Source organism: Polaromonas sp. JS666 (assembly GCF_000013865.1).
GTDB lineage: Bacteria > Pseudomonadota > Gammaproteobacteria > Burkholderiales > Burkholderiaceae_C > Polaromonas.
In genome coordinates this window covers 4749605-4775290 of sequence record NC_007948.1, presented here as the reverse complement: position 1 = coordinate 4775290, position 25686 = coordinate 4749605, and the positions used below count along the sequence as shown (strand labels likewise).

Annotated in this window: 22 protein-coding genes and 1 pseudogene; 17 read left to right on the top strand and 6 right to left on the bottom strand. The window is 64.0% G+C overall.

The window, feature by feature from the left end; genetic code table 11:
* Positions 1-54: 54 nt before the first annotated feature.
* The 3 genes from BPRO_RS22590 to BPRO_RS22580 all read right to left on the bottom strand — a co-directional run bounded on the left by BPRO_RS22590 (position 55) and on the right by BPRO_RS22580 (position 4064).
* On the bottom strand, positions 55-2268 hold the full coding sequence (locus BPRO_RS22590; protein WP_011485391.1) for a malate synthase G: 2214 nt from the start codon (positions 2266-2268) through the stop codon (positions 55-57).
* A gap of 51 nt (positions 2269-2319) precedes the next feature.
* Positions 2320-3048, bottom strand: coding sequence for a haloacid dehalogenase type II (locus tag BPRO_RS22585; RefSeq protein WP_011485390.1), 729 nt, complete (start codon positions 3046-3048; stop codon positions 2320-2322).
* 287 nt (positions 3049-3335) lie between these two features.
* Positions 3336-4064: an IclR family transcriptional regulator gene (locus tag BPRO_RS22580; RefSeq protein ID WP_011485389.1), complete on the bottom strand. Its 729-nt coding sequence runs from the start codon at positions 4062-4064 to the stop codon at positions 3336-3338.
* 123 nt (positions 4065-4187) lie between these two features.
* Between BPRO_RS22580 and BPRO_RS30580 the strand changes: the two are divergent.
* The 4 genes and pseudogenes from BPRO_RS30580 to BPRO_RS22565 all read left to right on the top strand — a co-directional run.
* Positions 4188-5102, top strand: a pseudogene (locus BPRO_RS30580) (hydroxymethylglutaryl-CoA lyase); the annotation flags it as partial.
* Between the two features lie 120 nt (positions 5103-5222).
* Positions 5223-6365 (top strand): CaiB/BaiF CoA transferase family protein, encoded by a 1143-nt coding sequence (locus BPRO_RS30575; RefSeq protein WP_232291586.1) that lies wholly within the window; start codon positions 5223-5225, stop codon positions 6363-6365.
* A gap of 45 nt (positions 6366-6410) precedes the next feature.
* Positions 6411-7427 (top strand): Bug family tripartite tricarboxylate transporter substrate binding protein, encoded by a 1017-nt coding sequence (locus BPRO_RS22570; RefSeq protein WP_011485387.1) that lies wholly within the window; start codon positions 6411-6413, stop codon positions 7425-7427.
* A 39-nt stretch (positions 7428-7466) separates the two neighbouring features.
* A complete protein-coding gene (locus BPRO_RS22565) occupies positions 7467-8384 on the top strand; it encodes an SMP-30/gluconolactonase/LRE family protein (RefSeq protein WP_011485386.1) in 918 nt (305 codons plus the stop codon).
* A gap of 652 nt (positions 8385-9036) precedes the next feature.
* On the opposite strand, the gene BPRO_RS22560 is transcribed toward BPRO_RS22565, so the two are convergent.
* The 3 genes from BPRO_RS22560 to BPRO_RS22550 form a co-directional block, all read right to left on the bottom strand.
* Positions 9037-10362, bottom strand: coding sequence for an Ig-like domain-containing protein (locus BPRO_RS22560; RefSeq protein WP_011485384.1), 1326 nt, complete (start codon positions 10360-10362; stop codon positions 9037-9039).
* Between the two features lie 306 nt (positions 10363-10668).
* The gene (locus BPRO_RS22555; protein ID WP_011485383.1) at positions 10669-11487 is read right to left on the bottom strand and encodes a VOC family protein; all 819 of its coding nucleotides are present in this window, start codon (positions 11485-11487) and stop codon (positions 10669-10671) included.
* Positions 11488-11687: 200 nt separating this feature from the next.
* Complete coding sequence (locus BPRO_RS22550; protein ID WP_011485382.1) at positions 11688-12608, bottom strand: LysR family transcriptional regulator; 921 nt, start codon at positions 12606-12608, stop codon at positions 11688-11690.
* A gap of 99 nt (positions 12609-12707) precedes the next feature.
* Here BPRO_RS22550 and BPRO_RS22545 point away from each other — a divergent pair, with 99 nt between their 5' ends.
* The 13 genes from BPRO_RS22545 to BPRO_RS22485 all read left to right on the top strand — a co-directional run bounded on the left by BPRO_RS22545 (position 12708) and on the right by BPRO_RS22485 (position 25465).
* Entirely contained in the window at positions 12708-13658 is a 951-nt protein-coding gene (locus tag BPRO_RS22545; RefSeq protein ID WP_041390161.1) for a ketopantoate reductase family protein, read from the top strand.
* Between the two features lie 22 nt (positions 13659-13680).
* Positions 13681-14079 (top strand): VOC family protein, encoded by a 399-nt coding sequence (locus tag BPRO_RS22540; RefSeq protein WP_011485380.1) that lies wholly within the window; start codon positions 13681-13683, stop codon positions 14077-14079.
* 52 nt (positions 14080-14131) lie between these two features.
* Complete coding sequence (locus BPRO_RS22535; RefSeq protein ID WP_011485379.1) at positions 14132-14617, top strand: MaoC family dehydratase; 486 nt, start codon at positions 14132-14134, stop codon at positions 14615-14617.
* 85 nt (positions 14618-14702) lie between these two features.
* The gene (locus tag BPRO_RS22530; RefSeq protein WP_011485378.1) at positions 14703-15941 is read left to right on the top strand and encodes a CaiB/BaiF CoA transferase family protein; all 1239 of its coding nucleotides are present in this window, start codon (positions 14703-14705) and stop codon (positions 15939-15941) included.
* Positions 15942-16027: 86 nt separating this feature from the next.
* A complete protein-coding gene (gene aroE / locus BPRO_RS22525) occupies positions 16028-16855 on the top strand; it encodes a shikimate dehydrogenase (protein ID WP_011485377.1) in 828 nt (275 codons plus the stop codon).
* A 78-nt stretch (positions 16856-16933) separates the two neighbouring features.
* Positions 16934-17659: a TetR/AcrR family transcriptional regulator gene (locus BPRO_RS22520; RefSeq protein ID WP_011485376.1), complete on the top strand. Its 726-nt coding sequence runs from the start codon at positions 16934-16936 to the stop codon at positions 17657-17659.
* Positions 17660-17832: 173 nt separating this feature from the next.
* Complete coding sequence (locus tag BPRO_RS22515; RefSeq protein ID WP_011485375.1) at positions 17833-18372, top strand: TRAP transporter small permease; 540 nt, start codon at positions 17833-17835, stop codon at positions 18370-18372.
* Between the two features lie 19 nt (positions 18373-18391).
* Positions 18392-19672, top strand: coding sequence for a TRAP transporter large permease subunit (locus BPRO_RS22510; RefSeq protein ID WP_011485374.1), 1281 nt, complete (start codon positions 18392-18394; stop codon positions 19670-19672).
* Positions 19673-19861: 189 nt separating this feature from the next.
* Positions 19862-20872, top strand: coding sequence for a TRAP transporter substrate-binding protein (locus BPRO_RS22505; RefSeq protein ID WP_011485373.1), 1011 nt, complete (start codon positions 19862-19864; stop codon positions 20870-20872).
* A 124-nt stretch (positions 20873-20996) separates the two neighbouring features.
* Positions 20997-22046, top strand: a complete 1050-nt coding sequence (locus BPRO_RS22500; protein WP_041390160.1) for a Gfo/Idh/MocA family protein — start codon at positions 20997-20999, stop codon at positions 22044-22046.
* A gap of 84 nt (positions 22047-22130) precedes the next feature.
* On the top strand, positions 22131-22580 hold the full coding sequence (gene aroQ / locus BPRO_RS22495) for a type II 3-dehydroquinate dehydratase (protein WP_011485371.1): 450 nt from the start codon (positions 22131-22133) through the stop codon (positions 22578-22580).
* A gap of 28 nt (positions 22581-22608) precedes the next feature.
* Positions 22609-24525 (top strand): bifunctional sugar phosphate isomerase/epimerase/4-hydroxyphenylpyruvate dioxygenase family protein, encoded by a 1917-nt coding sequence (locus BPRO_RS22490; protein ID WP_011485370.1) that lies wholly within the window; start codon positions 22609-22611, stop codon positions 24523-24525.
* Between the two features lie 106 nt (positions 24526-24631).
* Complete coding sequence (locus BPRO_RS22485) at positions 24632-25465, top strand: shikimate dehydrogenase family protein (protein ID WP_011485369.1); 834 nt, start codon at positions 24632-24634, stop codon at positions 25463-25465.
* Positions 25466-25686: the final 221 nt, after the last annotated feature.

Below are 25686 nucleotides of genomic sequence, written 5' to 3'. Positions count from 1 at the left end.
CGGCCAACTCGCCCCAACTCGCCGTTAGCTATCGCTATCGGGAAGATGGCGTCGTCAAGCCGAAGCCGTACCCGCCTTGACTTTCAACCGCCAGGCATGCAGCAGCGGCTCGGTGTAGCCACTCGGCTGTTCCAGCCCCTTGAACACCAGGTCGCAGGCGGCCTTGTAAGCCGCTGAGGTGTCGAAGTGGCCCGCCATGTTTTGGTAGAGCGGGTCGCTGGCGTTCTGCTTGTCGACCACGGCGGCCATGCGCTGGAAGGTTTCGATGACTTGATCCTTCGTCACCACGCCATGGTGCAGCCAGTTGGCGATGTGCTGGCTCGAAATGCGCAGCGTGGCGCGGTCTTCCATCAGCGCGACGTTGTGGATGTCGGGCACCTTGGAGCAGCCCACGCCCTGGTCGATCCAGCGCACCACGTAGCCCAGGATGCCCTGTGCATTGTTGTCCAGCTCCTGCTGCTTTTCCGTCGCCGGCCACCTGGCTTCGGCGACCACCGGAATTTGCAGCAGGCCATTCAGGATGTTGTCGCGTTCCGCATTGGCATCGATCTTCTCGAGTTCCTTCTGCACATCCGACACCAGCACCTGGTGGTAGTGCAGCGCGTGCAGGGTGGCGGCAGTCGGTGAGGGCACCCAGGCGGTGTTGGCGCCGGCGCGGGGGTGCGCAATCTTTTGCTCCAGCATGGCGGCCATCAGGTCGGGCATGGCCCACATGCCCTTGCCGATCTGCGCCTTGCCGCGCAGGCCGCAGGACAGGCCCACCAGCACGTTGTTCTTTTCATAGGCGCCAATCCAGGCGCTGGTCTTCATATCGCCCTTGCGGATCATGGGGCCAGCCAGCATGGCGGTGTGCATCTCGTCGCCGGTGCGGTCCAGGAAGCCGGTGTTGATGAAAGCCACGCGGGCGCCGGCCGCGGCAATGCAGGCCTTCAGGTTGACACTGGTGCGGCGCTCTTCGTCCATGATGCCGAGCTTCACGGTGTTCTCGGGCAGGCCCAGCAGTGCCTCGACGCGGCTGAACAGCTCGGATGCAAACGCGACCTCCTGGGGGCCATGCATCTTGGGCTTGACGATGTAGACCGAGCCGGCGCGCGAGTTCCTGATGCCGGGCTGGCCTTTGCGCTTGAGGTCGTGCATGGCAATGGTCGTGGTGATGACCGCGTCCATGATGCCCTCGGGAATTTCCCTGCCGCCTTCATACAGGATGGCCGGGTTGGTCATCAGGTGGCCAACATTGCGCACAAACATCAGCGAGCGGCCGTGCAGCGTGACTTCACCGCCCTGCGCGCCGGTGTATCGGCGGTCCGGGTTCAGGCCGCGCGTGAAGGTCTTGCCGCCCTTGCTGACTTCTTCGGTCAGCGTGCCCTGCAGGATGCCCAGCCAGTTGCTGTAGGCCAGCACCTTGTCTTCGGCATCCACCACGGCGACCGAGTCTTCCAGGTCCAGGATGGTGGACAGCGCGGACTCCAGCACCAGGTCGCTGACGCCGGCCGCATCGCTCTGGCCAATCGGTGTGCTGCGGTCGATCTGGATGTCAATGTGGATGCCGTTGTGCTTGAGCAGCACCGACGAGGGGGCGCCAGCGTCGCCCTGGTAGCCGATGAGCTGGGTGTTGTCCTGCAGGCTGCTGCGGCCGCCGTTCGTCAGCGTCACAACCAGCTTGCCGTCCACGACGGTGTAGCCCGCCGACTCCTTGTGCGACACAGCCTCCAGCGGGGCGGCCTGGTCGAGGAAGGTGCGCGCGAACTCGATCACCCTGGCGCCGCGTAGCGGGTTGTAGGCCTTGCCCTTCTCGGCGCCGCCGGATTCGGAGATGGCGTCCGTGCCATACAGCGCGTCATAGAGCGAGCCCCAGCGGGCATTGGCCGCGTTCAGCGCGTAGCGGGCATTCAGGATGGGCACCACGAGTTGCGGGCCGGCCTGCTCGGCCAGTTCGGCGTCGACATCAGCGGTGGTGGTGGTCACGTTGGCGGGCTGCGCCACCAGGTAGCCGATCTGTTCCAGAAAGGCGCGGTAGGCCGGCATGTCGGTGATGGGGCCGGGATGGGCCTGATGCCAGCTGTCGATCTCGCTTTGCAGGCGATCGCGCTCGGCCAGCAAGGCAATGTTTTTGGGCGCCAGGTCGGCCACGATGGCGTCAAAGCCCTGCCAGAAGGCCGCGCTGTCAACGCCGGTGCCGGGCAGCACCTTGTCTTCAATAAAGCGGTAGAGGCCGGTGGCCACCTGGAGGCGGTGGGCGGGCGTGCGTTCAGTGGTCGTGGTGGTCATGGTGGGTCGTCCCTTGTAAAAAATAAAACGTTGGAGGGTATGAAGGCGGTGTCATGCCGCAGCGCCAGGCAGGTTCATGCCCGGCAGTGTCAGCACGTCGCGCAGGCTGCTGCCGGTGTACGTGGGCGCGGTGCCAAGCTCTTCAAACGGCAACTGGTAGCGGTTGATCCAGAGCGTCTGGTAGCCATACCAGGTGGCGGCCAGCGCGTCCCAGCCGTTGCAGCTGACAAAAGCGATCTGCCGCACGTCCAGCCCGGTGTGTTGCGGGCCCAAGGCATAGGCATCGGGGTGCGTCTTGTATTTGCGGATGCTGTCCACGCTGATCACGTGGTCCAGCAGGCCTTCCAGTCCGCCGGATTTCACGGCCACGTCGAGCATCGACGGATCGCCGTTGGACAGGATGCCGGTGACGATGCCGCGCTTTTTCAGCGCCTGCAGCACGCCCTTGTTTTCCGGAAAGGCCGACAGGTGCCGGTACTGGTTCATGAGCCGCTGCTCGCGCTCGGGCGTGAGGTCCAGCGCCAGGCGCTTGCAGACATAGCGCAGGCTGGAGCGGGTCAGGTCCCAGAAAGGCTGGTAATGCGCACCGTCATTGCAGGTGGTGACCAGGCGTGTGTACTCGATCTGCTTGTCGCGCCACAGCAGCCCCAAGGTTTGCCCCTGGCCCGGAAAGAGCTGCTCCGCGAGCAGGCCCACGCTGTAGACGTCGAACAGCGTGCCATAGGCATCAAACAGCACGCCCCGGATCGGGACAGGGGCGAGCGCACGGGGTTTTTCCATAGGCTCTACTTTATTTGATACAAGGCTGGTTATTAATTAACTGAATATCGTTTTATTTGTGACTTTTATCCGGGTAGTTTGATGGAGTGTCTGAAGAAATTCAAGGCTCATTCAGTGCTATTTAACTCGTTCTTGATGAGTCTGTGCAGGGGGTATGCGCAGCCAGAGTGACCTGCCAGCCCGGCTCGTCAACACCTCGATGAAGAAACAGTCGCCGCCAATCCACGGTATTGCGGGTCCTGCTGCTATTGAAAAGTAGTGTCTGGTGGTTTTTTTGTTCGTGCGGCTCAAACCTGGCCGCTCAGCTTGCGGGCGGCCTCCAGCACCTTCTGAACGTGGCGTTCGTCATAGCGCTCTGTCGGCATGGTCAGCGTCAAGGCTGCCGCCAGGCTGCCGTCGGCCTTGAACACCGGCGCCGAAATGCCGGCCACGCCGGCCAGGCGGTCGCCCATGGCCGAGAAGTAACCCTGCTCCCGGATGCGGGCATGGAGGTTTTTGTCTTTGGCGCTGAGGCCGGTGGTGCGCCGGGGGCCAAAGGCCATCAGCACCCGGCCGCCCGTGCCGCGGTCCAGCGGCAGCACGTCACCGGCCTTGATGTGGTCGCGGATCGGGTGGGGTGAATCCACCCGGTACAGGCACAGCCGCGCATCGCCCTGCGCCACATGGTAGGCGGCGCTCTCGCGGGTGGCCGCCACCAGCGCCCGCATCACGGGCAGCACCACGCGATCCAGTGAAAAGGAGGCGGCGTAAATCGCATTGAGCCGCGCCACCTCGCTGCCCAGCCCGTAGCGGCCGTCCTCCAGTTTTTGAATCAGCCGCGCGTGTTCCAGCGAGGCCAACAAACGCAGCGCCGTGCTCTTGTAGAGCTGGGTGCGGCTGGCCAGTTCGGCCAGGCTCAAGGCGGTATCGCCCTGCTGAAAAGCGCACAGCAGGGTCAGCGCGCGGTCTACCGCCGCGGCGCCACCGGGCGCGGCATGGCTGTCGGCCAGGGATTCGGTGTGGGCTTTGCGGGGCATCGGTAACTCCTGATCATGAAGCGGACCTTGCCGCTGGACGCTTGACAAGCGTCCGAGCTTCAGTGATTATTTCAACAGAAAGAACGACGTTCTATCTTACAGAATTATTTAATGAATGCAACCATGTCAAATTCTCACGTATTGATCAGTGAAGTCGGCCCCCGCGACGGTCTGCAATCGGTCAAGGCCACCATGCCGACAGCCGACAAGCTGCGCTGGATTGACGCGCTTTACAAAGCCGGCGTGCGCGAAATTGAAGTGGCTTCCTTCGTGCCGGCCCGGCTGCTGCCGCAGATGGCCGATGCCGCTGAGGTGGTGCGCCATGCGATCACGCTGCCCGGCCTCACGGTGATGGCGCTGGTGCCCAACCGCCGCGGCGCGGAGGCGGCGCTGGCGGCCGGCGTGCACAAGCTGACGATGCCGGTGTCGGCCAGTGCCGCGCATTCGCTGGCCAATGTGCGCAAGACGCGCGAAGAGATGGTCGAGGAAGTGCGCGCCATCTCTGACCTGCGCCGCGATCTCGCGCCTCACGTCAGGCTCGAAGCCGCCATTTCCACCGCCTTCGGTTGCACGCTGCAGGGCGAGGTGCCCGAAGACGACGTGATCCGGCTGGCCGCGCAATGCATTGCGGCCGGTGCCGACGAGTCGGGCCTGTCGGACACCGTCGGCTATGCCAACCCGGCGCAGGTGCGCCGCCTGTTCCGGCGCCTGCGTGCCGAAATCGGCCGCCACGCCGGCGCGGCCCACATGCACAACACCCGCGGCCTGGGCCTGGCCAATTGCCTGGCCGCGTATGACGAAGGCGTTCGCACCTTCGACGCGTCGCTCGGTGGCCTGGGCGGCTGCCCCTATGCGCCGGGCGCGTCGGGCAACGTCGTCACCGAAGACCTGGTTTTCATGTTCGAGGCCATGGGCGTGCCGACCGGCATTGATCTCGAAAAACTCATGGCCGCGCGCGCGCCGCTGATGGCCGGGCTGCCGGGCGAGCCGGTGTATGGCATGACACCCGAGGCCGGCCTGCCCAGGGGCTTTGTCCAGGGCGCACGCATGACGGCAACTGCCACACCCATCCCTGACGAAAGCAACAACAGCAGCAACAGCGAGATCAGCGACACACCGCTGCCCTACGCCGGCATCCGCGTCGTCGAATTCACCCACATGGTGATGGGCCCGACCTGCGGCCTGCTGCTGGGCGACCTGGGCGCCGAGGTCATCAAGGTGGAGCCGGTCGAGGGCGACAGCACGCGCCGCCTGCTGGGCTCGGGCGCCGGATTTTTCCCGACCTTCAACCGCAACAAGAAAAGCATTGCGCTCGACCTGAAGACGCCCGAAGGCGTGGAGGCCGCGCTGCGCCTGATTGCCACGGCAGACATCGTCAGCGAGAACTTCAAACCCGGCACCATGAAGAAGCTGGGTCTGGACTACGAGACGCTGAAGCAGCGCCACCCGCGCCTGATCTATGTCAGTCACAAGGGTTTTTTGCCCGGGCCTTACGAGCATCGCACCGCCCTGGATGAAGTGGTGCAGATGATGGGCGGGCTGGCCTACATGACGGGCCGCAGCGGCGACCCCCTGCGCGCAGGCACCAGCGTCAACGACATCATGGGCGGCATGTTTGGCGCCATAGGGGCGATGGCCGCCTTGCGCCAGCGCGAACGCACCGGGCTGGGCACGGAGGTGCAGTCGGCCTTGTTTGAAAACAATGTGTTCCTGGTGGGCCAGCACATGATGCAGTTCGCCGCCACCGGCCATGCCGCCGCGCCCATGCCCAGCCGCATTTCGGCGTGGGCGGTGTACGACGTGTTCACCGTGAAAGACGGCGAACAGATTTTTCTGGCGGCCGTCAGCGACAAGCAATGGGCGATTTTCTGCAAGGCCTTTGGGCTGGACGAGCTGCTGGTCGACCCGCGCCTCAAAACCAACAACGACCGCGTGCGCGCCCGGGAGTGGATGATGCCCATCCTGCGCTCGCACCTGGCCGAGCGCAGCGCGGCTGAACTCCGCGCGGTGTTTGAAGCCAACGAATTGCCTTTTGCACCCATCGTGCGGCCTGAAGAGCTTTTTGGGGATCCGCACCTGAACGCGACCGGTGGCCTGGCGCCCGTCCGGATGAACGACGGCAGCCAGTCCAAAGTGCCGCTGATGCCCTTCACGCTGGGCGGCAAACGGCCCGGTATCCGGCTGCAGCCGCCGCTGCTGGGCGAGCACAGCCGCGAATTGCTGCTGGAGCTGGGCTATGGCGAAGACGCCATCCAGGCTTTCCAGAATTCCGCCGAAAGCATCGCTCAAAGCAACCGTTAAACCCCAGACCCCCACCCCCAAGAAACCACACCCGGAGACACACCCTTGAACTTCAAACGACGCACCCTGATGACCACGACCCTGATGACGGCGGCACTGTCTGGCCTGGCCAGCCTGAACGGCGCGGCCACCGCCCAAACCGCCGCTTCGACAAGCTCAGGACAGGCCTGGCCCGACAAGCCGGTGCGCATTGTGGTGCCTTATGCACCGGGCGGAACGACGGACTACGCCGCCCGTCAAATAGCGCAAAAGCTGACGGAGCAGACCCGGCAGTCCTTCTATGTCGAGAACAAGGCTGGTGCCAGCGGCACCATAGGCACCGACCTGGTGGCCAAGGCGGCGCCCGACGGCTACACGCTGCTGACCAACGACACCACGTACGCGATGCTGCCTTCGCTGTTTGCCAAACTGCCTTGGGATCACGCCAACGGCCTGGTGCCCGTGACCACCATCGCGCAGACGCCGGTAGTGCTGGTGGTGGGCAACGCCTCGCCTTTTAAAACGCTGGCCGAACTGGTTGCCCATGCACAAAAAAATCCGGGAAAGCTCAACTTTGGCTCGGGCGGCGCGGGCAGCTCCACCCACCTTTCGGCGGAACTGCTCAAGAAGGAAGGCAGGCTTTTCATCACACACATCCCTTACAAGGGGGCCGGCGACGCTATGCTGGGCGTGATGTCCGGCCAGGTGGACCTGCTTATCACCGCCAGCCCCACGGCGATTCCGCAGATCAGGGGTGGCAAGGTGCGCGCACTGGCCGTCACCGGCGACAAACGCCTGCCCAGCCTGCCCGATGTGCCGACCTTCAAGGAAGCGGGCTTGCGCGGCTACACGGTCACCAACTGGTTTGGCCTGGCAGCCCCGAGGGGAACGCCTCCCGCCATCGTGGACAAGCTGCAGGCCGAGATAAAAAAGGCCTTGGCCGATCCGGCCTTGCGTGAGCGCTTTGCCCAGCAGGGCGCACAGCCTGGCGGCATGAGCCCTGCCGATTTTGCGGCCTTCATCAAGCAGGAAACCGTCATCTGGAGTGCCGTCGCGAAGCTGGCGAGCGTCAAGCCCGAGTAAGCTGGCACCGCAGCAGGCACTCAACACGGCACCTTCATCATGTGGAACTTGTCCTTCACGCCTCCCGAACTCATTGAAGCCCGCGTGCTGACGCGCCTGCCCGACGTGCTGCGCCGGCCGCAACGCAGCGACTGGTCCGATGCCAACAAGCCCGGCCACATCGTTGACTGCTTTCTCGAAGGCCCGTCCTTCGATCGCGCCGGCAACCTGTATGTGACCGACATTCCGCATGGCCGCATCTTTCGTATCGATCCCGCGCTGGAGTGGCAGTTGGTCGCCGAGTACGACGGTTGGCCCAATGGCACCGCGCTGCATGCAGACGGCTCGCTGTGGATTGCCGATTACCGCTGCGGCCTGCTGCGGCTGGATCCGTCCACCGGGCAGGTCAGCACCGTGCTGGGCCACCGCAACAGCGAGTCCTTCAAGGGCGTGAATGATCTGACCTTCGACGCGCAGGGTCACTGCTACTTCACCGATCAGGGGCAGAGCGGACTGCATGACCCCACTGGGCGCGTCTACCGGCTGCGCGACAACGGCCAGCTCGACCTGCTGTTGAACAATGCGCCCAGCCCCAACGGAATTGCCTTGAGCCCTGATGGCCGGGTCTTGTTTGTCGCCGTGACACGCGGCAACGCGGTGTGGCGCGCCCCGCTGCTGCCCGACGGTTCCCTGTCGAAAATGGGGGCGTTCCAGACTTTCTTTGGCACCAGCGGTCCGGACGGGATGGCGGTCGATGTCGAGGGACGGCTGGTCGTGGCGCATGCCAGCCTGGGCGGCGCCTTTGTGCTTAACGCCCGCGGCGAGGTCACCCATTTCGTGCGCAGCCCGACCGGCAGCACGGTGACCAATCTGGCCTATCGCCCCGGGACCCACCAGATCGTGATGACCGAGTCGGCCACCGGCACGCTGCTGATGGCGGATTTGCCGGCGTCGGGAGCGCCTTTGTATTCAGGGTGAAGCCAAAAGCAAAAATCCCCGCCACAACCTGGGCTGTGGCGGGGATGTGCAGTCGGGTCATCTGCGCGAAGACCGCACTGTCCATGGCCCGATAGCTTCGCCCGATACCGTCCGGGCGTATCGGGAACTCATTTCGCCGGAGCCGGAACGATGACCACGGTATCACCGGTTTTGCCGCGCTGGCCTTGGGCCCCGGTATCACCCGTTGCGCCAGTGTCTCCAGTTGCACCGGTGTACCCGGTCGAGCCAGTGGAGCCCGTGGAACCCGTTGCGCCGGTGTACCCGGTTGATCCGGTCGAGCCAGCGGAGCCCGTGGAGCCAGTCGCGCCTGTCGCGCCTGTCGGGCCAGCGGGTCCGGGAACCGTGACTACTGCCGGAGGAGCCGCAGGAGTCACGACAGTAGTCGGCCTCTCGCATGCGGTCAGGGCCAGGGCCGTCAATGCGGCTGAAAAAATGATGGAGTAGTTCATGAAAATTCCTTTGGGTTGTTTGCGGCGGGCTGCCCGTCTGAACAGGCGAGTGGCCGTCCCGCGTTGCATGTCAAAAATACGCTATCCGCATGCGGTTCCGTTCGACGGCGCACGTCACCCCGCTTCCCTGTTTGCCCGGAACGGCCCGCGCAGGGCCTGCTTCCGCTGCAAATTCCTTGATCTCAACGTTGCTGGAACAGCACCAGCCGGGTCTCGTTGTGCTGGTCGCCTCTGGTCGCCGTGATGGTGGCTTCGTAGCGCGCGCCGGGTACGGTCACTTGCGGCTTGAAGCTGAAAACAAAGTTGCCGCCGGCATCCGAACGCAGGGTCTGGTTCAGCACCTGCTGGTTGATGCCGAAAAAGCCGGCCACCGAGGCGATCACCTGGACCTGCACCTCCACCTTGGTATCCGGGGCGGTGCGCCCGCGTACCTCGACGGTGCCGCTGCTGATCTGTGCATTGTTGGCGTGGCTGGTGATCTGCAGGGGCAGCATGGCGGCCGGCGGCGGGGTTTGCGGGCTGGCCACATTGAACACCCAGGTCTGGCGCACGGCATTGCCGGCCATGTCGGCAGCGGTGACTTCCACCGAGTGGGCGCCGGGCCGCAAATCGCCGCGCCAGGTCAGGAACTGGGGCGTGATGCTGGCATTGCGCGTCACGTCCTGGCCGCCGATCATGATCTTCACGGTCTTGGGGTCCACGCCGACACCGCCGCTGTCATCAAACGTTGCGGACACCGACACCGGGCCGCTTGCGACGGTCTCATTGTTTTGCGGTGCAAGGTTTCGCACGGTGGGCGGGCGGGCGTCCACCAGCAGCGCCTGGTTCAGCCGCGAGCGGATCGTCTGGCCGTTGCCCTCCAGGGTGGCGACGATGTTGAGCGAGGGCGGGAAGTTGTCGTTGCGGCGTATGGTGTAGGCGCCTTCATAGCGGCCCGGGCGCACCTCCTGCATGGGCACGCCCTGCACCACGCCGTCGATGCTCAGCGTGGCGCGCGCGCCGGGTGTACCGACAGCGGCAAAGCGCAGTTCGGCGCCGGGCTCGATGCGGGCCACCGGTGTGACGGTGAAGCGTTCGATCGCCAGGGGTGGGGCGGCGGGAGGCGGCGGCGGGCTGGCCACCGGGGGCGGGCCTGCGGCCAAGGCCTGGGTCACGACCTTGGAGGCATTACGCACACGCAGGGTGGCGGTCGCGGTCGGCTGCGGGCCGAGCCGGTCGCGCCGGCTCAACGTGTAGGAGCCTTCATAAACACCGCGCTCGACTTCGCGCAGCACGATGTTTTTGTTGATGCCGCTCAGCCGGACGCTGGCCTGCCCGCGCGGCGAGCCTTCCAGCGTGAAGCTGAGGTCGCTGCCGGGTGCAAGCTGGTCGGTCACGTCGACCTGGAAGCTGCTGATCTCCGGCGCAAAGCGCGCCTTGGGCTGCGCACCTGCAGGCTGCGGCGCCGTGGCGATGAAGCCGACGGCCAGCAACGGAGCGAGGAATGAAAGAAAGCGGTGAACTCGCATGGCCAACCTTTACGGATGAAGTTACTCCTTTGTAACTGGCAGCCGGTCCGTCGGACGTAGGCGCATGACCGGACAGGGCGTGAGCGTAGTGCCCGGCCATTTGCCCGCTTTTTACGCATCGTTTCTTTTGCGGTTTGCTGTTAAACAAACCGCTGTCAACATCCGCAGTTCACGGGTTTGGGCGAGCGATCGGGATAGGCCGCGCGCTACCGGCGGCACCAACTTCGACAACTGCGGCAAGTCGGGCGCAAGGCCGGAACGGGCCGCTTCCTGATGGCGCCTGCGTGGGGGTGTTGTCTGCGCTGCTTATGCGCTTCGATTGACCAGGGGGCGTGCGTACAGGGGGTGGCGCATGCTGCGTACCTCGTGCTCGAGGGTGGCCAGCACCTCGCCGGTGTCCAGGTCGGTGATGTCCTGAAAGCGGTACTGGCTCTGGTTGCTTTCCTCGGTGATCAGGTCGCGTTCGAGCAGACGCCGGTGCACGCCCGAAAAATCGGCGACGGCGATCTGCACGTGATGGCCGTCGAAGGGCGGCAGCGCGCGTGCGGTGTCGCGAAACACCAGACTCTCGCCGAGGCCGATGGGAATGCGCACGAAAACGCCGCCGGCGTCGTGGCCACGGTGGGCCGGCGCCGCAAGGATCTCGCGGTAGAAGCGGGTGATACCTGCGGCGGTGCCGGGGGCGCTGTCAATCTCCACATAGGGCATGCCCAGCGTCATGCGGCCAAAACGTGAGGGGTCTGGCGCGTGCACGCGGATGCGGTTGCCCCAGGGACAGGTGACATCCACGCATTCGCCGGTGCGGGCAAAGGCAAACTTCGTGCCTTTCAGCCGGGGCGCCACCTGCGTCAGCCGTGCGACCAAAGCGTCCGGATCGGGCAGGACGAGACCGGTCACGCCGCGCAGCACCTGCGCCGGCCCAACCGGCAAGTGGAACTGGCAGGTGCCGACATTGATCCAGGCGTTGTCCACACCGGTCATCAGGTAGGGGTCGCGGGTGAGGCCCAGGCCCATGATGTAGAAGATGATCGCCTGCTGCTGGTCTGGCACGCGGACATTGACGTGACCGAACTCGACGATGTTGCCGACGTCTTCGGTGCTGCGGTTGAAAACGGAGGGGCTCATGTTTGATGCAAGTAAGGAAGTTTTCAGTGGGTGATGGGGGTCATGTCGTCCATGTCATGGGGGAGATGGGCCTATGTCGTTTCGCAATGTATGCCATGTTCCCGATGGCATGGACGCGTGCGCCATCATTGCCTGTATTTCACCCGACTTTTTGTCATCGCATTTTTTGAAATAGCCGCTTACACCCGCATTGTCTGGGGTCAGGCATTTTTCATGAACAATTCGGCGCAGACGCCGCGCAGCCAGCGGCAGGCTGCGTCGTGGTGGTACCGGGCATGCCAGTATTGCTTGACGGTGAAGCCCGGAATCTCGAACGGACAGGGCAGCACGCGCAGTCCGGCGGCGTGGGCCAGGGTTTCGCCGATGTGGCGGGGCAGGGTGGCGATCAGGTCGCTGGTCGAGAGAATGGCCGACAGGCCCAGAAAACCGGGCAGCTCCAGCCGTATCTGGCGTGTGATGCGCTGTGACGCCACGGTGTTGTCGAGCAGCTGGTAGCCCGTGCCGGAACTGATGCCGATGTGCGCTTCGGCCTGATACACCGCGAGGTTCCAGTTCGCCCGGGTTTCGTCGATGACACGCGGATGCTGTGCATTGGCCAGGCAAATCCAGTCCTGCGCGTACAGGGTCTGCTGGTAAAAGCCGGCGTCCAGCCAGGGCAGAAACCCCACGGCCAGGTGGGCCTCGCCCGCCTGCAGGGCGTGCGCCAGGTTGGTATCAATACGACTCGCCTCCAGCGCCACACCGGGTGCGAGTGCCCGCACATGCGCCAGCAGCCGCGGCAACAGGGTGATGTGGCTGGCGTCCGTCATGCAGATGGAGAAGCGCCGCTGCACCGTGGCCGGGTCAAATGCGGTGCCCGACTCGGACAGCCGCTTCAAGCCGGCCAGCACCTCGCGCACTGTGCCCATCAGCGCATCGGTGCGCGGCGTCGGCAGCATGCCTTCGGCCGTGCGCACAAACAGCGGGTCGTTCAGCTGCTTGCGCAGCCGGGCCAGCCAGATGCTGACCGTGGGCTGGCTTTGCCCCAGCGCTTCGGCGGCACGCGTGACGCTGTGGGTGGCATACAGCTGGTCCAGCAACCGCAGCAGCCTGATGTCCAGAAGTTCGAGATCTTTGCTCATACCTTTATTGTGATGCGTAATGGAATCTATTGGTGCTACTGCATGGACAACATGGATGGGTCTGTCCAGAATTCACGCCTGGATCAAGAAGGAGTCGCGGTGAAGATTTGTGTTCTGGGCGCCGGCGCGCTGGGTTGCGCCATCGGCGGTGTGTTGACCGAGGCCGGCCATGAGGTGTGGCTGATCAACCGTAATGCGGAGCAGGTCGACGCCATGAACAGCCGCGGGCTGATCCTGCGCGACGACGGTGCCGACCGCGCCGTGCAGGTGCATGCCGCCACCACCGCCCAGGGCGTGAACATGGACACGGGCGCCGTGGACCTGGTGATCGTGCTGGTCAAGTCCTTCCATACGCGCCAGGCCATGGAAGCGGCGACCTCTTTGCTCGGGCCGGACACCGCCGTGCTGTCGCTGCAAAACGGCCTCGGGCATGAAGGCATTCTGGCGGAGATCGTGGGCCGCGAACGCGTGCTCGCCGGCAAGACCTATGTGGGCGGCACGCAGCTGGCCGCTGGCCATGTCATCGTCGGCACCCGCGGCAAAGACACCCACATTGGCGAGCTGGACGGCCGCATCACCGGGCGCGTGCAGCGCATTGCCGACACCTTCAACCGTGCCGGGCTGGACACCACCGTCAGTGACAACATCATGGGCACGATCTGGGACAAGCTGCTGATCAACGTGGCGACCGGTGCACTCACCGGCATCACGCGCCTGACGTATGGCCAGCTGTACCGGCAACCCGAGCTCGAGGCCTGTGGCGTGGCGGCCGTGGCCGAGGCCATGACGGTGGCAGAAGCCAGCGGCATCCGCCTCAGCATCACCGACCCGCGCGATGCCTGGCTCAAGGCCGGTGCCGGCCTGCCGGATGAATTCAAGACCTCGATGCTGCAGAGCCTGGAAAAGGGCTCGGTCACCGAGATCGATTTTGTCAACGGCTCGGTGGTGCGCTGGGGCGCCAAATGCGGCGTGCCCACGCCGGTCAACCAGGCGCTGGTGGCCTGCATCAAGGGCATTGAGCTGGGCTTGCCCGGTTCATCGTCGCACTAACCAACAAGGGAAATAACGAGTCATGGCATATTCGAACCAGGCATATGTCGAGCATGTCGCGGTGCGCGTCAGGGACATCCAGTGGTACATCAACTTCTTCTACGAAGTGTTGGGCATGGATGTGCGCGAGATCGACGGCCCCGTCGACGCACCGAACCAGTACTGGACGATAGGCGGCATGCAGCTGATGAGCACGCCCGGCTTCGAGGCGCCGCCCTCCAACGACGCGGGCTGGCTGGCGCATCTAGGCATCATGGTGGCCGACCTCGACGGCGCGCTGAATGCGGCTCAACGCTGGGGCGTGAAAGAACTGCCGCAGGGCCGCAACTGGCTGCAGCTGCCCGATGGCCTGGCGATCGAGCTGATCCAGGCCCGCGGCAACAGCGTGGCCGAGGCCCTTGCGGTGAACCCGAGAGCATGAAGTCCGCGCGGCTGATCCGATTTGACAGACAAACAGACTGAAAGAAACTCCCATGCCAAAACCCGACATCCAGTTCAGCACCCCGGAAAAATACTGGGACGACGCCAAGATCGGTGACGAATGCACCAGCCCGACCTACACCGTCACCGCCGAGCGCATCGACGCCTATGCCGAACTCACCGGCGACTTCACGCCCGTGCATGTGGACGAGGAGTACGCCAACGCTTCGCACTTTGGCTGCCGCGTGGCGCACGGCCTGATGGGCCTGTCGGTCGCCGACGGCCTGAAGACGCAGTGCGAGTACCGCTTTCTGCCCGGCATGTCGCTGGGCTGGACCTGGGACTTTGTGCTGCCGATCAAGATCAACGACGTGCTGCAGGTGCGGTTTCGGGTCGAGAGCATGCGCCCCTCCAAAAGCAAGCCTGGCTGGGGCATCGTGGTGCTGCCGGCCGAGCTGATCAACCAGCACGGCCAGGTGGTGCAAAAGGGCGAACACCGGCTGATGGTGCCGCGCCGGCCCGGCGCAGCGGCTTCCTGAACCCCCTTCAATCGCCATCAACACCACCAACACCATCACAAATAGCTTATTGCGCCCGCTCCATTTGGGCCGAGAGGACTTTTAAATGACTGAACCATCACCCACCCAACCCGCGCAAGCGCTGCCGCTGGCAGGCATACGCGTCATCGACTACAGCCACTTTCTGGCCGGCCCGCACATGTCGCGTTGCCTGAGCGCGATGGGTGCCGAGGTCATCAAGGTCGAGCGGCCCGTGGCGGGCGATGCCGGGCGTGCCAGCCCGACCATCGTCCAGGGGCAGAGCGGCTACTTCATGCAGCAGAACACGGGCAAGCAGGGCCTGTGCATCAACCTGCGTGACCCGCGCGGCCTGGACATGATGCACAAGCTCACCGACAGCGCCGACGTGTTTGTCGAGAACTACCGCCCCGGTGCATTGAACAAACTGGGCTTGGGGTATGAAGAGCTTTCCGGGCGCAACCCCAAACTCGTCTATTGCTCGGTCTCGGCCTATGGGCACACAGGGCCAGACTCTCACCGACCCGGCTTCGGTTTGATCGCCGAAGCCAAGAGCGGCGCCATGTCGCTGATCGGTGTGCCGGGCGAGCCGCCGCCGCTGTTTCGCATGCCGATCGCCGACATGTATGCCGGCATGCATGGTGTGTCGGCGATTTGCGCCGCGCTGTTTGGCCGCGTGAACAGCGGCCGCGGGCAGCACATTGACATTGCCCTGTACGACTGCATGATCTCCATGCACGACTTCGCCGCCCAGAGTTATTTGATGAGCGGCGGCAAGGAGTTGCCGGTGCAGACCGGCCACGACCTGCCGCAGAGCACGGTGTATGGCGCGTTTTCCGCCAACGATGGTTATCTGGTGATTGCTGCGCAGATGACAGACACCTGGAAGAGCCTGGCCCGGCTGATAGGCGGCGAGGACTATGCGGCGGACACCCGCCTGCACGACCAGGCCGGGCGCAATGCCAACCGCGAGGCCATCCTGGCCAGGGTGACAACCTGGACGAAGGCCCATTCGGTTCAGGCCTGTTGCGCGGCGCTGGACGCTGCCGGTGTTCCGGCCGCGCCCGTGCAAACCATTGACCAGGTGCTCAGCGACCCGCAAACCATTGCGCGGGGCATGGTGGTGGAGCAAGATCACCCGGTGCTGGGCAAGATCAGGCTGCCCAATCTGCCCTTTCGCTTCTCCGAATGCGACACCTCGCTCAGCTATCCGGCGCCACTGCTGGGTCAGCACAATCGCGAGATCGCGGCGAGCGTGGGCTTCAGTTCGGTCGAGATCGACGCCATGGAACGCGACGGCGTTCTGTATTCGGAGTCACAAACATGACTACTGCCGCAGCGCCGGGCCGCCCCAAGCAAGGCACGGCCCCTTTTTCCAATGATAGGGGCAGCGTATTACGCGAAGCGAAAAGCGTGGGGGCCACATCTCTTTATGCCGTCATTGGCAACCCCATCCAGCAGAGCAAATCGCCGCTGATCCACGGCATGTTTGCGCAAGCCACAGGGCAAGACATTGAATACACCGCGATCGAGGGGCCATCGGGTGGCTTCGCGGGTGCTGTCGATGCTTTCCGCGCTGCGGGCGGCCTGGGCCTGAACATCACTGCGCCATTCAAGCTCGACGCCTTTGCCTACGCCACCGAACGCTCCGCGCGGGCGCAGCTCGCCGGTGCCGTCAATGCCTTGAAATTTGACGGAGACCGCGTGCTGGCCGAGAACTTCGACGGTGTCGGCCTGGTGCGCGACGTGACCCATAACCTGGGCTGCCCGCTGAAGGGCAAACGCGTGTTGCTGCTGGGTGCTGGTGGCGCAGCCCGAGGCGCGCTGCTGCCCCTCCTGGAGCAGGCACCGGCAGAGCTGGTGATCGCCAACCGCAGCGTGGACAAGGCACTGGAGCTGGCAAAAATTGGCGCGGCCAGAGGTAAGGTGCGGGGCTGTGCCTACACCGACCTGGTCGGGCAAACCTTTGATGTGGTGTTCAACGCCACCTCGGCCAGCCTGCGTGCCGAGCTGCCGCCGGTACCGGCCGGCGTATTTTCCAATTGCGCCCTGGCGTATGAGCTGGCGTATGGCAAGGGCCTGACGCCCTTCCTGCGCCTGGCGCAAAACGCTGGCGTCAAACAGCTGGCCGACGGTGTGGGCATGCTGGCCGAGCAGGCCGCCGAAGCTTTTGCCTGGTGGCGTGGCGTGCGTCCCGACACCCTTGCGGTGATCGGGAAGCTGACGGTTCCGCTGGTGTAAATAACCGGCTGTCGTGCGCTGTCCAACCCTTCCGGATGACCCCTTCCATGTGCTGCACCGGCCCTCTATACTTCGGGAATGAACGAGTTAGTACATTCCGTCCCCAAGGCCAAAACAGCAATCAAAACAGCAACCAGGCCGGCGGGCAAGGCTGCGACCAGAACGGCGGCGAAGACCTCGCCCGTCCCCCGCACCAACGACCCGGCCCGCACCATGGCGGGCATTCTGGAGGTGGCGACCGCGGAATTCGCCAACAAGGGCCTGAGCGGCGCGCGCATCGACGAAATTGCGGCGGCCACGCGCACCAGCAAGCGCATGATTTACTACTACTTCGGCAGCAAGGAAGGCTTGTACGTCGCGGTACTGGAAGAGTCCTACCGCCGCATGCGCAGCATCGAGGCCGGCTTGCACCTCGAGGACCTGCCGCCCGAACAGGCCCTGCGCCGGCTGGTGGAGTTCACCTTCGATCACCATCTGGGCAATCCGGACTACATCCGTCTGGTAATGACCGAGAACATGGAGCGCGGCGCCTACCTGGCGCAAAGCAAGAGCATCCAGGAGCTCAACGTCCCGGCGATCCAGGCCATCCGCAACCTGTACGAACGCGGCGTGGCTTCCGGCGTGTTCCGGCCCGGGCTGGATCCGGTGGACATTCATGCGTCCATCTCTGCGCTGACATTTTTCAATGTGTCCAACCAGCACACCTTCGGGCTGATCTTCAAGCACGACATGCATGCCCCGCAGACGATTGCCACGCGTCGCCAGAACATCGTCGAAATGATTGTGCGATTCGTCCGCGCCTAGCGAGCGACTCCCGGGCAACTGATCGCCGGAATGGCGAACGGTTCAATATCGACTCCCGCGGCCATCCGGGGGCAAGGTGGCGTTATGTCAAGGAGGACCTAGGGTAACTACTATATGTAGAAAACTAACTAGTTCGTACATTATGAGCCGTAGCCCATAAAGGAGACAAAACCATGGTTCAAAAACTGATCGACAGGTACTGCCAGGCCCTGTCCTGGCTGATGGTCGCCAGCCTGGCGTTGATGGTGGTGCTGGTGTTCACCAACGTGGTGTTGCGCTACGCAGCCAACTCCGGCATTGCGGTGTCGGAGGAACTGTCGCGCTGGTTGTTCGTCTGGCTGACCTTTCTGGGCGGCATCGTTGCCCTGAATGAGGGGACCCATCTGGGCACCGACACCGTGGTTGCCCGACTGTCGGTGCGGGGCAAGAAGGTCTGCCTGGCGCTGGGCCATCTGCTCATGCTGTTCATCTGCTGGCTGCTCTTCAAGGGCACGCTGGCCCAGGTCAGGATCAACTGGGACTCCACCAGCGCCGCGATGGAAACGTCGATGGCCATCTTCTACGGCTGCGGCCTGGTGTTCGCCGTCTCCGGCGCCGTGATTCTGCTCAATGACTTCTGGCGCCTGATCACGGGGCAACTTTCGGACGATGAGCTGGTCGGCGTTCAGGAGTCCGAGGATCTCCCGCACCAGGCGCACAAACCTCCCCGTTAAACCCTCCGGACCGACTATCATGACCATCGCAGTTTTCCTGGGCTCCCTGCTCGCCGCCATGGCGCTGGGCATTCCCATTTCATTTTCCCTGTTGCTGTGCGGTGCCGCATTGATGTGGCACCTGGATATGTTCGATGCGCAAATTCTGGCGCAGAACGTGATCAACGGTGCTGACAGCTTCCCGCTGCTGGCGGTACCGTTTTTCATGCTGGCTGGGGAAATCATGAACGCCGGCGGCCTGTCGCGCCGTATCGTCAACTTTGCCATGACGCTGGTGGGGCACATCAAGGGCGGGCTGGGCTATGTGGCCATTGTGGCGGCCGTGCTGATGGCCGCCCTGTCCGGCTCCGCCGTGGCAGATGCCGCCGCCCTGTCGGCCCTGTTGCTGCCCATGATGGTGGCCGCCGGCCACGACAAGGCGCGCTCCGCCGGCCTGCTGGCATCGGCCAGCATCATCGCTCCCGTTATTCCGCCCAGCATCGGCTTCGTGATCTTCGGCGTGGCGGCCAATGTCTCGATTTCCAAGCTATTCATGGCCGGCATTGCGCCCGGCGTCATGCTCGGGGTCGCCTTGTGGTTCACGTGGTGGTATGTCGCACGCAAGGAAACCGTCGCGGTGCCCCCCCGCAAGTCACGTGCGGACGTGATCGCCGCCTTCAAGGACACCACCTTTGCGATGGTCTTGCCGGTGATCGTGGTGGTGGGTCTGAAGTTTGGCGTGTTCACGCCCACCGAGGCGGCGGTGGTGGCTGCGGTTTACGCGCTGTTGATCTCGACGCTGGTCTACAGGGAGCTCAAGCTCAACCAGTTGTACGGCCTGTTTCTGGCGGCGGCCAAGACGACGGCGGTGATCATGTTCCTCGTTGCCGCGGCGATGGTCTCGGCCTGGCTAATCACGGTGGCGCAATTGCCGGCGCAGGTGGTCACGCTGCTGCAACCGCTGCTGGACAGCCCGAAGCTGCTGATGCTGGCCATCATGGTGCTGGTGATGGTGGTGGGTGCGGCGATGGACATGACCCCCACTATCCTGATTCTCACCCCGGTGCTGATGCCGATCGTGAAAGCGGCAGGGATTGACCCGGTGTACTTTGGCGTGCTGTTCATCATCAACAACGCGATCGGCCTGATCACGCCACCGGTCGGAACCGTGCTCAACACCGTCGCAGGCGTGGGCAAGGTTAGCATGGACGAGGTGACCAAGGGCGTCTGGCCGTTCATGATCGCGCAGTTCGCCATCATGTTCCTGATGGTGCTGTTCCCGCAGCTGGTCATGGTGCCCGCACGCTGGTTCTATGGCTAGGACTATGGCCCGCACGCTTTTCACTGCGTGTGCCCTCGGCGTAGCGCTGCCCCATTCATCAAAGGAAGGGGCTGAACTTGCTCGGGGCGGCCCGGCGCCAGTCCTGATTTCCATGGTGTGGGGCGTGTCTGGTACGCCAAGCTCCGCACCTCAATCGTTTGCGTACTGGATTTTTACTAGGAGACAAGCATGAAACGTCTGATGATCAAGACCGTGGTGGCCGTTGCCGCACTGACCGCTTTCGGCATGGCCAGCGCACAGGACATCAAGGAGCGCAACATCAAGTTCGCCACCCAGAACCCCAAGGGTCATCCGATCGTGACGGGCATGGAAAAATTCGCCGAGATCGTTGCCGCCAAATCCGGCGGCAAGATCAAGGTCAACCTGTTCCCCGGCGGTGTGCTTGGTGGCGATGCACCCAACGTCTCGGCGCTGCAGGGCGGCACCATTGAAATGGTGTCCATGAACTCGGGCATTCTGGCCAGCCAGGTCAAGGAATTTGCCATTTTTGACTTCCCCTTCCTGTTTGCCAACAGCAAGGAAGCCGATGCCGTGGTTGATGGCCCGTTCGGCAGGAAAATGCACGACAAGCTGCGGGAAAAGGGCATTGTGGGCCTGACCTATTGGGAACTGGGCTTTCGCAATATGACCAACGGCAAGCGCCCCCTCAACAAGGTGGAAGACTTCGCCGGCCTGAAGATCCGCGTGATCCCCAACCCGATCAATCTGGACTGGGTCAAGGCGCTGGATGCCAACCCCACGCCCATGGCCTTCCCCGAAGTCTATGGCGCTCTGGAAGCCAAGGCGCTGGACGGACAGGAAAACCCGTTCACCGTGATCCAGGCCAACAAACTCAATGAGGTCCAGAAGTACCTGACGGTGACCAACCACGTCTACAACCCGCAGTCCGTCATCATCAGCAAGAAGTTCTGGGACACGCTGAGCGGCGTCGAGAAAAAACTGCTGGGCGACGCTGCCGTGGAAGCCGGCAAATACCAGCGCCAGGTCGCGCGGGAAGCCTCGGGCACTGCGCTGGCGGCACTGAAGAAGGCCGGCATGCAGGTCAACGAGCTGCCCGCGCCCGAAATGGACAAGCTGCGCGACAAGATGCGCCCGGTGATTGCCAAGTACGCCGTATCCGTCGGCCAGGAGACCGTCACGGAAATGCAAGGCGAGCTGGCCAAGGCCCGCAGCAAGTAATTTTGATTTTCAACAAGGACTGAAACGAAACTCTGCCATCCCGGCCTTCGCCGGGATGGCAACCCATACCGAGTGCGATCTGCGATCTGAATTCCTGCTGTCCATTCATTGGAGCTTTCCCGACATGAGCAAAACCCGCATCGCAGTCGCCGGCGCCGGCTACATCGGCCAGGCCCACATGGGCGTGGCGCTGGCCAGCCCGACCTGTGCGCTGTCCGCCATCGTTGACCCGTCGCCCGCCGCCGCCGAAGTGGCGGCCAAGGCGGGCGTGGCGCTGTACACCTCGATGGAAGAACTGCTGGCCAATGACCGCCCCGACGGCCTGGTTTTGGCCACGCCCAATCAGCTGCACGTGCCACAAGCGCTGCAGTGCATCGCTGCCGGCCTGCCCATCCTGCTGGAAAAGCCGATTGCCACCACGGTGGCGGAGGGCGAGCAGCTGGTCAAGGTGGTGGATGAGACTGGCGCCAGGGTGCTGATCGGTCACCACCGCGCGCACAGCCCCATCATGGCCAAGGCCAAAGAGGTGGTGGACTCCGGCAAACTGGGCAAGCTGGTGGCGGTGATGGGCAGTGCCACCTTTTTCAAACCGGATCAGTACTACGCCGACGCAACGTGGCGCCGCGAGATCGGCGGCGGCCCCATCCTGCTGAACATGATCCACGAGGTGCACAACCTGCGCATGCTGTGCGGCGACATCGTCGCCGTGCAGGCCTTTGCGTCCAGCGCCACCCGCGGTTTTCCGGTGGAAGACACTGTGGCGATCAACCTGCGCTTTGCCAGTGGCGCGCTGGGCACCTTCATGCTGTCCGACACCGCCGCCTGCCCGCGCAGCTGGGAGCAGACCAGCCAGGAAAACAAGGCCTACCCGACCTACGACGACGAGGACTGCTACGTCATTTCCGGCACCAACGGCAGCCTGTCGGTGCCCACCATGCGCCTGAAAACCTACCTGAGGCCGCAAGACCGGTCCTGGTGGAAAGAATTCGAAGTCGGCGTGGTCGGCATGGTGCGTGACGACCCGCTCAAGCAACAGATCGAGCACTTCGGCGCCGTGGTGCGCGGCGAGGCGCAGCCGCTGGTCAGCGCGCGCGACGGCCTGCTCAACCTGCGCATCACCGAAGCCATTGCCGAAGCGGCCAGGACGGGCCAGATCGTCCACCTGACAAACTAGCAACCTGACAGTTTCCTAATTTCCTAATTTCCTAATTTCCTAATTTCCTAATTTCCTAATTTCCCAACCACACAAGGATCTCCCATGAAAGTTCTCATGCTCAACGGCATCAACCTCAACATGTTCGGCAAGCGCGACCCCAAGCAATACGGCACCATCACGCTGGACGAGATCAATGCCCGCCTGACTACTTTGGGCAAGGAATTGGGTGCGGAGGTGGAGTGCTTTCAGACCAACAGCGAAGCCGAAATGTGCGAACGCATCCACCAGGGCTACCACGATGGCGTCGATGCCGTGCTGATCAACGCCGGCGCCTGGACCCACTACAGCTACGGCATCCGCGATGCGCTGGCCATCCTGACCTGCCCGGTGGTCGAGCTGCACATGTCCAACATTCACGCCCGTGAGGCCTTCCGTCACGTGTCGGTGTTTGCCGAAATCGTGAAGGGCCAGATCTGCGGCTTTGGTGCTGACAGCTACCTGCTGGGCCTGCGTGCTGCGGTCTCGGCTGTCCAGTCCGCCCCGAAGGCTTGACGCCCTGAGCCATCTGACGGAGCCAGCCATGCGCCGTTCCATCGCCACGGTTTCCCTTTCCGGCATGCTGCGCGAGAAGCTGCAGGCCGCTGCTGCGGCGCACTTCGATGGCGTCGAGATCTTCGAGAACGACCTGTTGCAGTTCCCGGGGTCGCCGCGCGAGGTGCGCCTCATGGCCGAAGACCTCGGGCTGAGCATCGACATGTTCCAGCCCTTCCGCGACTTTGACGGCACCACGCCCGCGCAACTGGCGCGCAACCTGGAACGCGCCGAACGCAAGTTCGACGTGATGCAGGAGCTTGGGACCCAGTTGATCCTGGTGTGTTCCAATGTGCAGCCCGACGCACTGAGTGATGTCGACCGGCTTGCCGAGCAGTTCCAGCAGCTGGCCGAACATGCCGGGCGGCGCGGCATGCGCATTGCCTACGAGGCGCTGGCCTGGGGCAGCAAGGTCAGGCTCTGGTCGCAGGCCTGGGCCGTGGTCGAGCGGGTCAGCCATCCGCATCTGGGCCTGGCGCTCGATAGCTTTCATACGCTGTCGCTGCGCGATGACCCGAGCGGCATTGCCCAGCTGCCGGGCGAGAAAATCTTTTTCGTCCAGCTGGCCGATGCCCCCTGGATCAATACCGACGTGCTGACCCACAGCCGGCACTACCGCTGCTTTCCCGGCCAAGGCGAATTCGAGATGGCGAAGTTCACCGCGGCCGTGCTCGATGCCGGTTACAGCGGCCCGCTGTCGCTGGAAATTTTCAACGACGAATTCCGCGCCGCGCCGGCCCGAGCGAACGCCGTCGATGCCATGCGCTCGCTGCTGTGGCTGGAAGAGCAGGTGCAACTGGGCCGCGCCAGGGACGCACAGCCTTACAAGGTGCCGCTGTTCACGCCGCCGGCCCCGCCGACCTTCACCGGGTGGGCGTTCATCGAGTTCGCCGTCGATCCGGCCGCCGGCGCGCGTCTGGCCGCGTGGCTTCGGGCCTGCGGCTTTCAGTGCATCGGCCACCACCGGTCCAAGAATGTGGACCTGTACGGCCAGGGCGAAGTCCGCATCATCGTCAACCTGGAAGAGGATTCCTTCGCCCGCAGCCATTTCGAATTGCACGGCACTTCGGTCTGCGCCGTCGCGCTGGCCACGCCGGATGTGGCCGGTGCGCTGGCGCGTGCCGAGGCGCTGCAGTGCCCGCGCGTGCTCGGCCGCGTGGGCCAGCACGAGTTGACCATCCCGGCGGTGCGCGCGCCGGACGGCAGCCTCGTTTATTTCTGCGAGACGGCTCAGAGTGGCCGCTACCCGTTCGAGGCCGATTTTGTGATGGATGAAGCCGCGCTGCACGGTGGGGCGCTCGGTGACTCCGCGCGCATCGACCACCTGGTACAGGCCGTGCCGGCAGGGCAGGTCGAGCCCTGGGTGTTGTTCCATCGCGCGGTGCTGGGCCTGGTGCCTGAGCGCAACGTGGTGCTGCATGACCCCTATGGCGTGATCAGGAGCCGCGAGATTGAATCAGCCGACCGCGCGGTGCGCGTGTCGATCACCGTTTCCGAACGCGACAACACCTCGGTGTCTCGCGCCGTGTCCAGCTTCCGGGGTGCCGGCATGCAGCAGATCGCGCTGGCCGTGAGTGACCTGATTGCCACGGCGCGCGCGCTCAAGGCCGCGGGTGCGCCGCTGTTGCCGGTACCGGCCAATTACTACGACGACCTGGCCGCCAAATACGACATCGACGCCGCTGAGCTGGCGGCTATGCGCGAGCTGGGCATCCTGTATGACCGCGAAGCCAATGGTGGCGAGTTCCTGCACCTGTACCTCACGCCGTTTGACGACCGCTTCCATTTCGAGCTGACCGAGCGGCGTGGCGGCTACACCGGTTACGGTGCGCCGAATGCCCCGGCGCGCCTGGCAGCGATGGCATTGTGGCGCCAGACACGGGGCGAGTCCCAGGATCGGCCCTGACCACGCGCAACCCGAATCATCCAGCGGTCACCATCCAACCCAATCCGATAACGACGCCCCAGCGACACCCCGGCGCACTCACCCCACTCACCATCAGGACACGCACATGATCAACGGCAACACCGAACTCATTGCCCACATCGGTTACCCCACGCATTCGTTCAAGGCGCCGATGATCTACAACCCCTACTTTGACCACATCGGCGTCAATGCCCGGGTGATGCCCATGGGCTGCCAGAGCGCTGACTACCCGGCCTTTCTGCGCGCGGTGTTCACGCTGACCAACATTCGGGGCGCCCTGATCACCATGCCGCACAAGGTCACCACGGTGGACCTGCTCGACCGCGCCACGCCCACCGTGTCGGTGGCGGGCTCGTGCAACGCCGTGCGGCGCGGCGCCGATGGCAAGCTCGAAGGCGACATGTTCGATGGCGAAGGCTTTGTGCGCGGTGTGCAGCGCAAGGGCCTGACGCTGGACGGTGCCCGGGTGCTGGTGGTCGGCAGCGGTGGCGTGGGATCGGCGATTGCCGCATCGCTGGCGGCGGCCGGTATTGGCGCCATCAGCCTGCATGACGTGAACACCGCGTCCTGCGAAGGCCTGGGCGCGCGGCTGAGAAAGCACTACCCCAGGTTGCAGGTCAGCACCATGTCCAATGACCCGGCCGGCCACGACCTGGTGGTCAATGCCACGCCCATGGGAATGAACGAGGGCGACCCGATGCCCATGGACATTGCGCGCATCGCGCCGACCACCTTTGTCGGCGAAGTCGTGATGAAGACAGAGATGACCGCTTTCCTCAATGCTGCGGAGGCACGCGGCTGCCCCATCCAGGTGGGTTCGGACATGCTGTTCGAGCAGATCCCGGCCTATCTTGAATTTTTTGGCTTCCCGACCACCACGCCCGAGGTGCTGCGTTCCGTGGCGAAACTCAGTTACTGACCATCATGCGGCGTCCGGGCGCGCAGCGTCATCCGCGCGCAGCAGGCCATGGCGAATGGCAGGCGCTGACGGATTCGCCATCATGACGGCCCAGGGCAACATCGCTGCAAACAGGGCAAGGGCACGCCTTCACCCATGCTGCAAATACTTTCTGTCACCGGGCCGATCTACCTGATCATGGCGGCCGGCTATATGGCCGTGCGTTACAGCTCGTTCCGGAA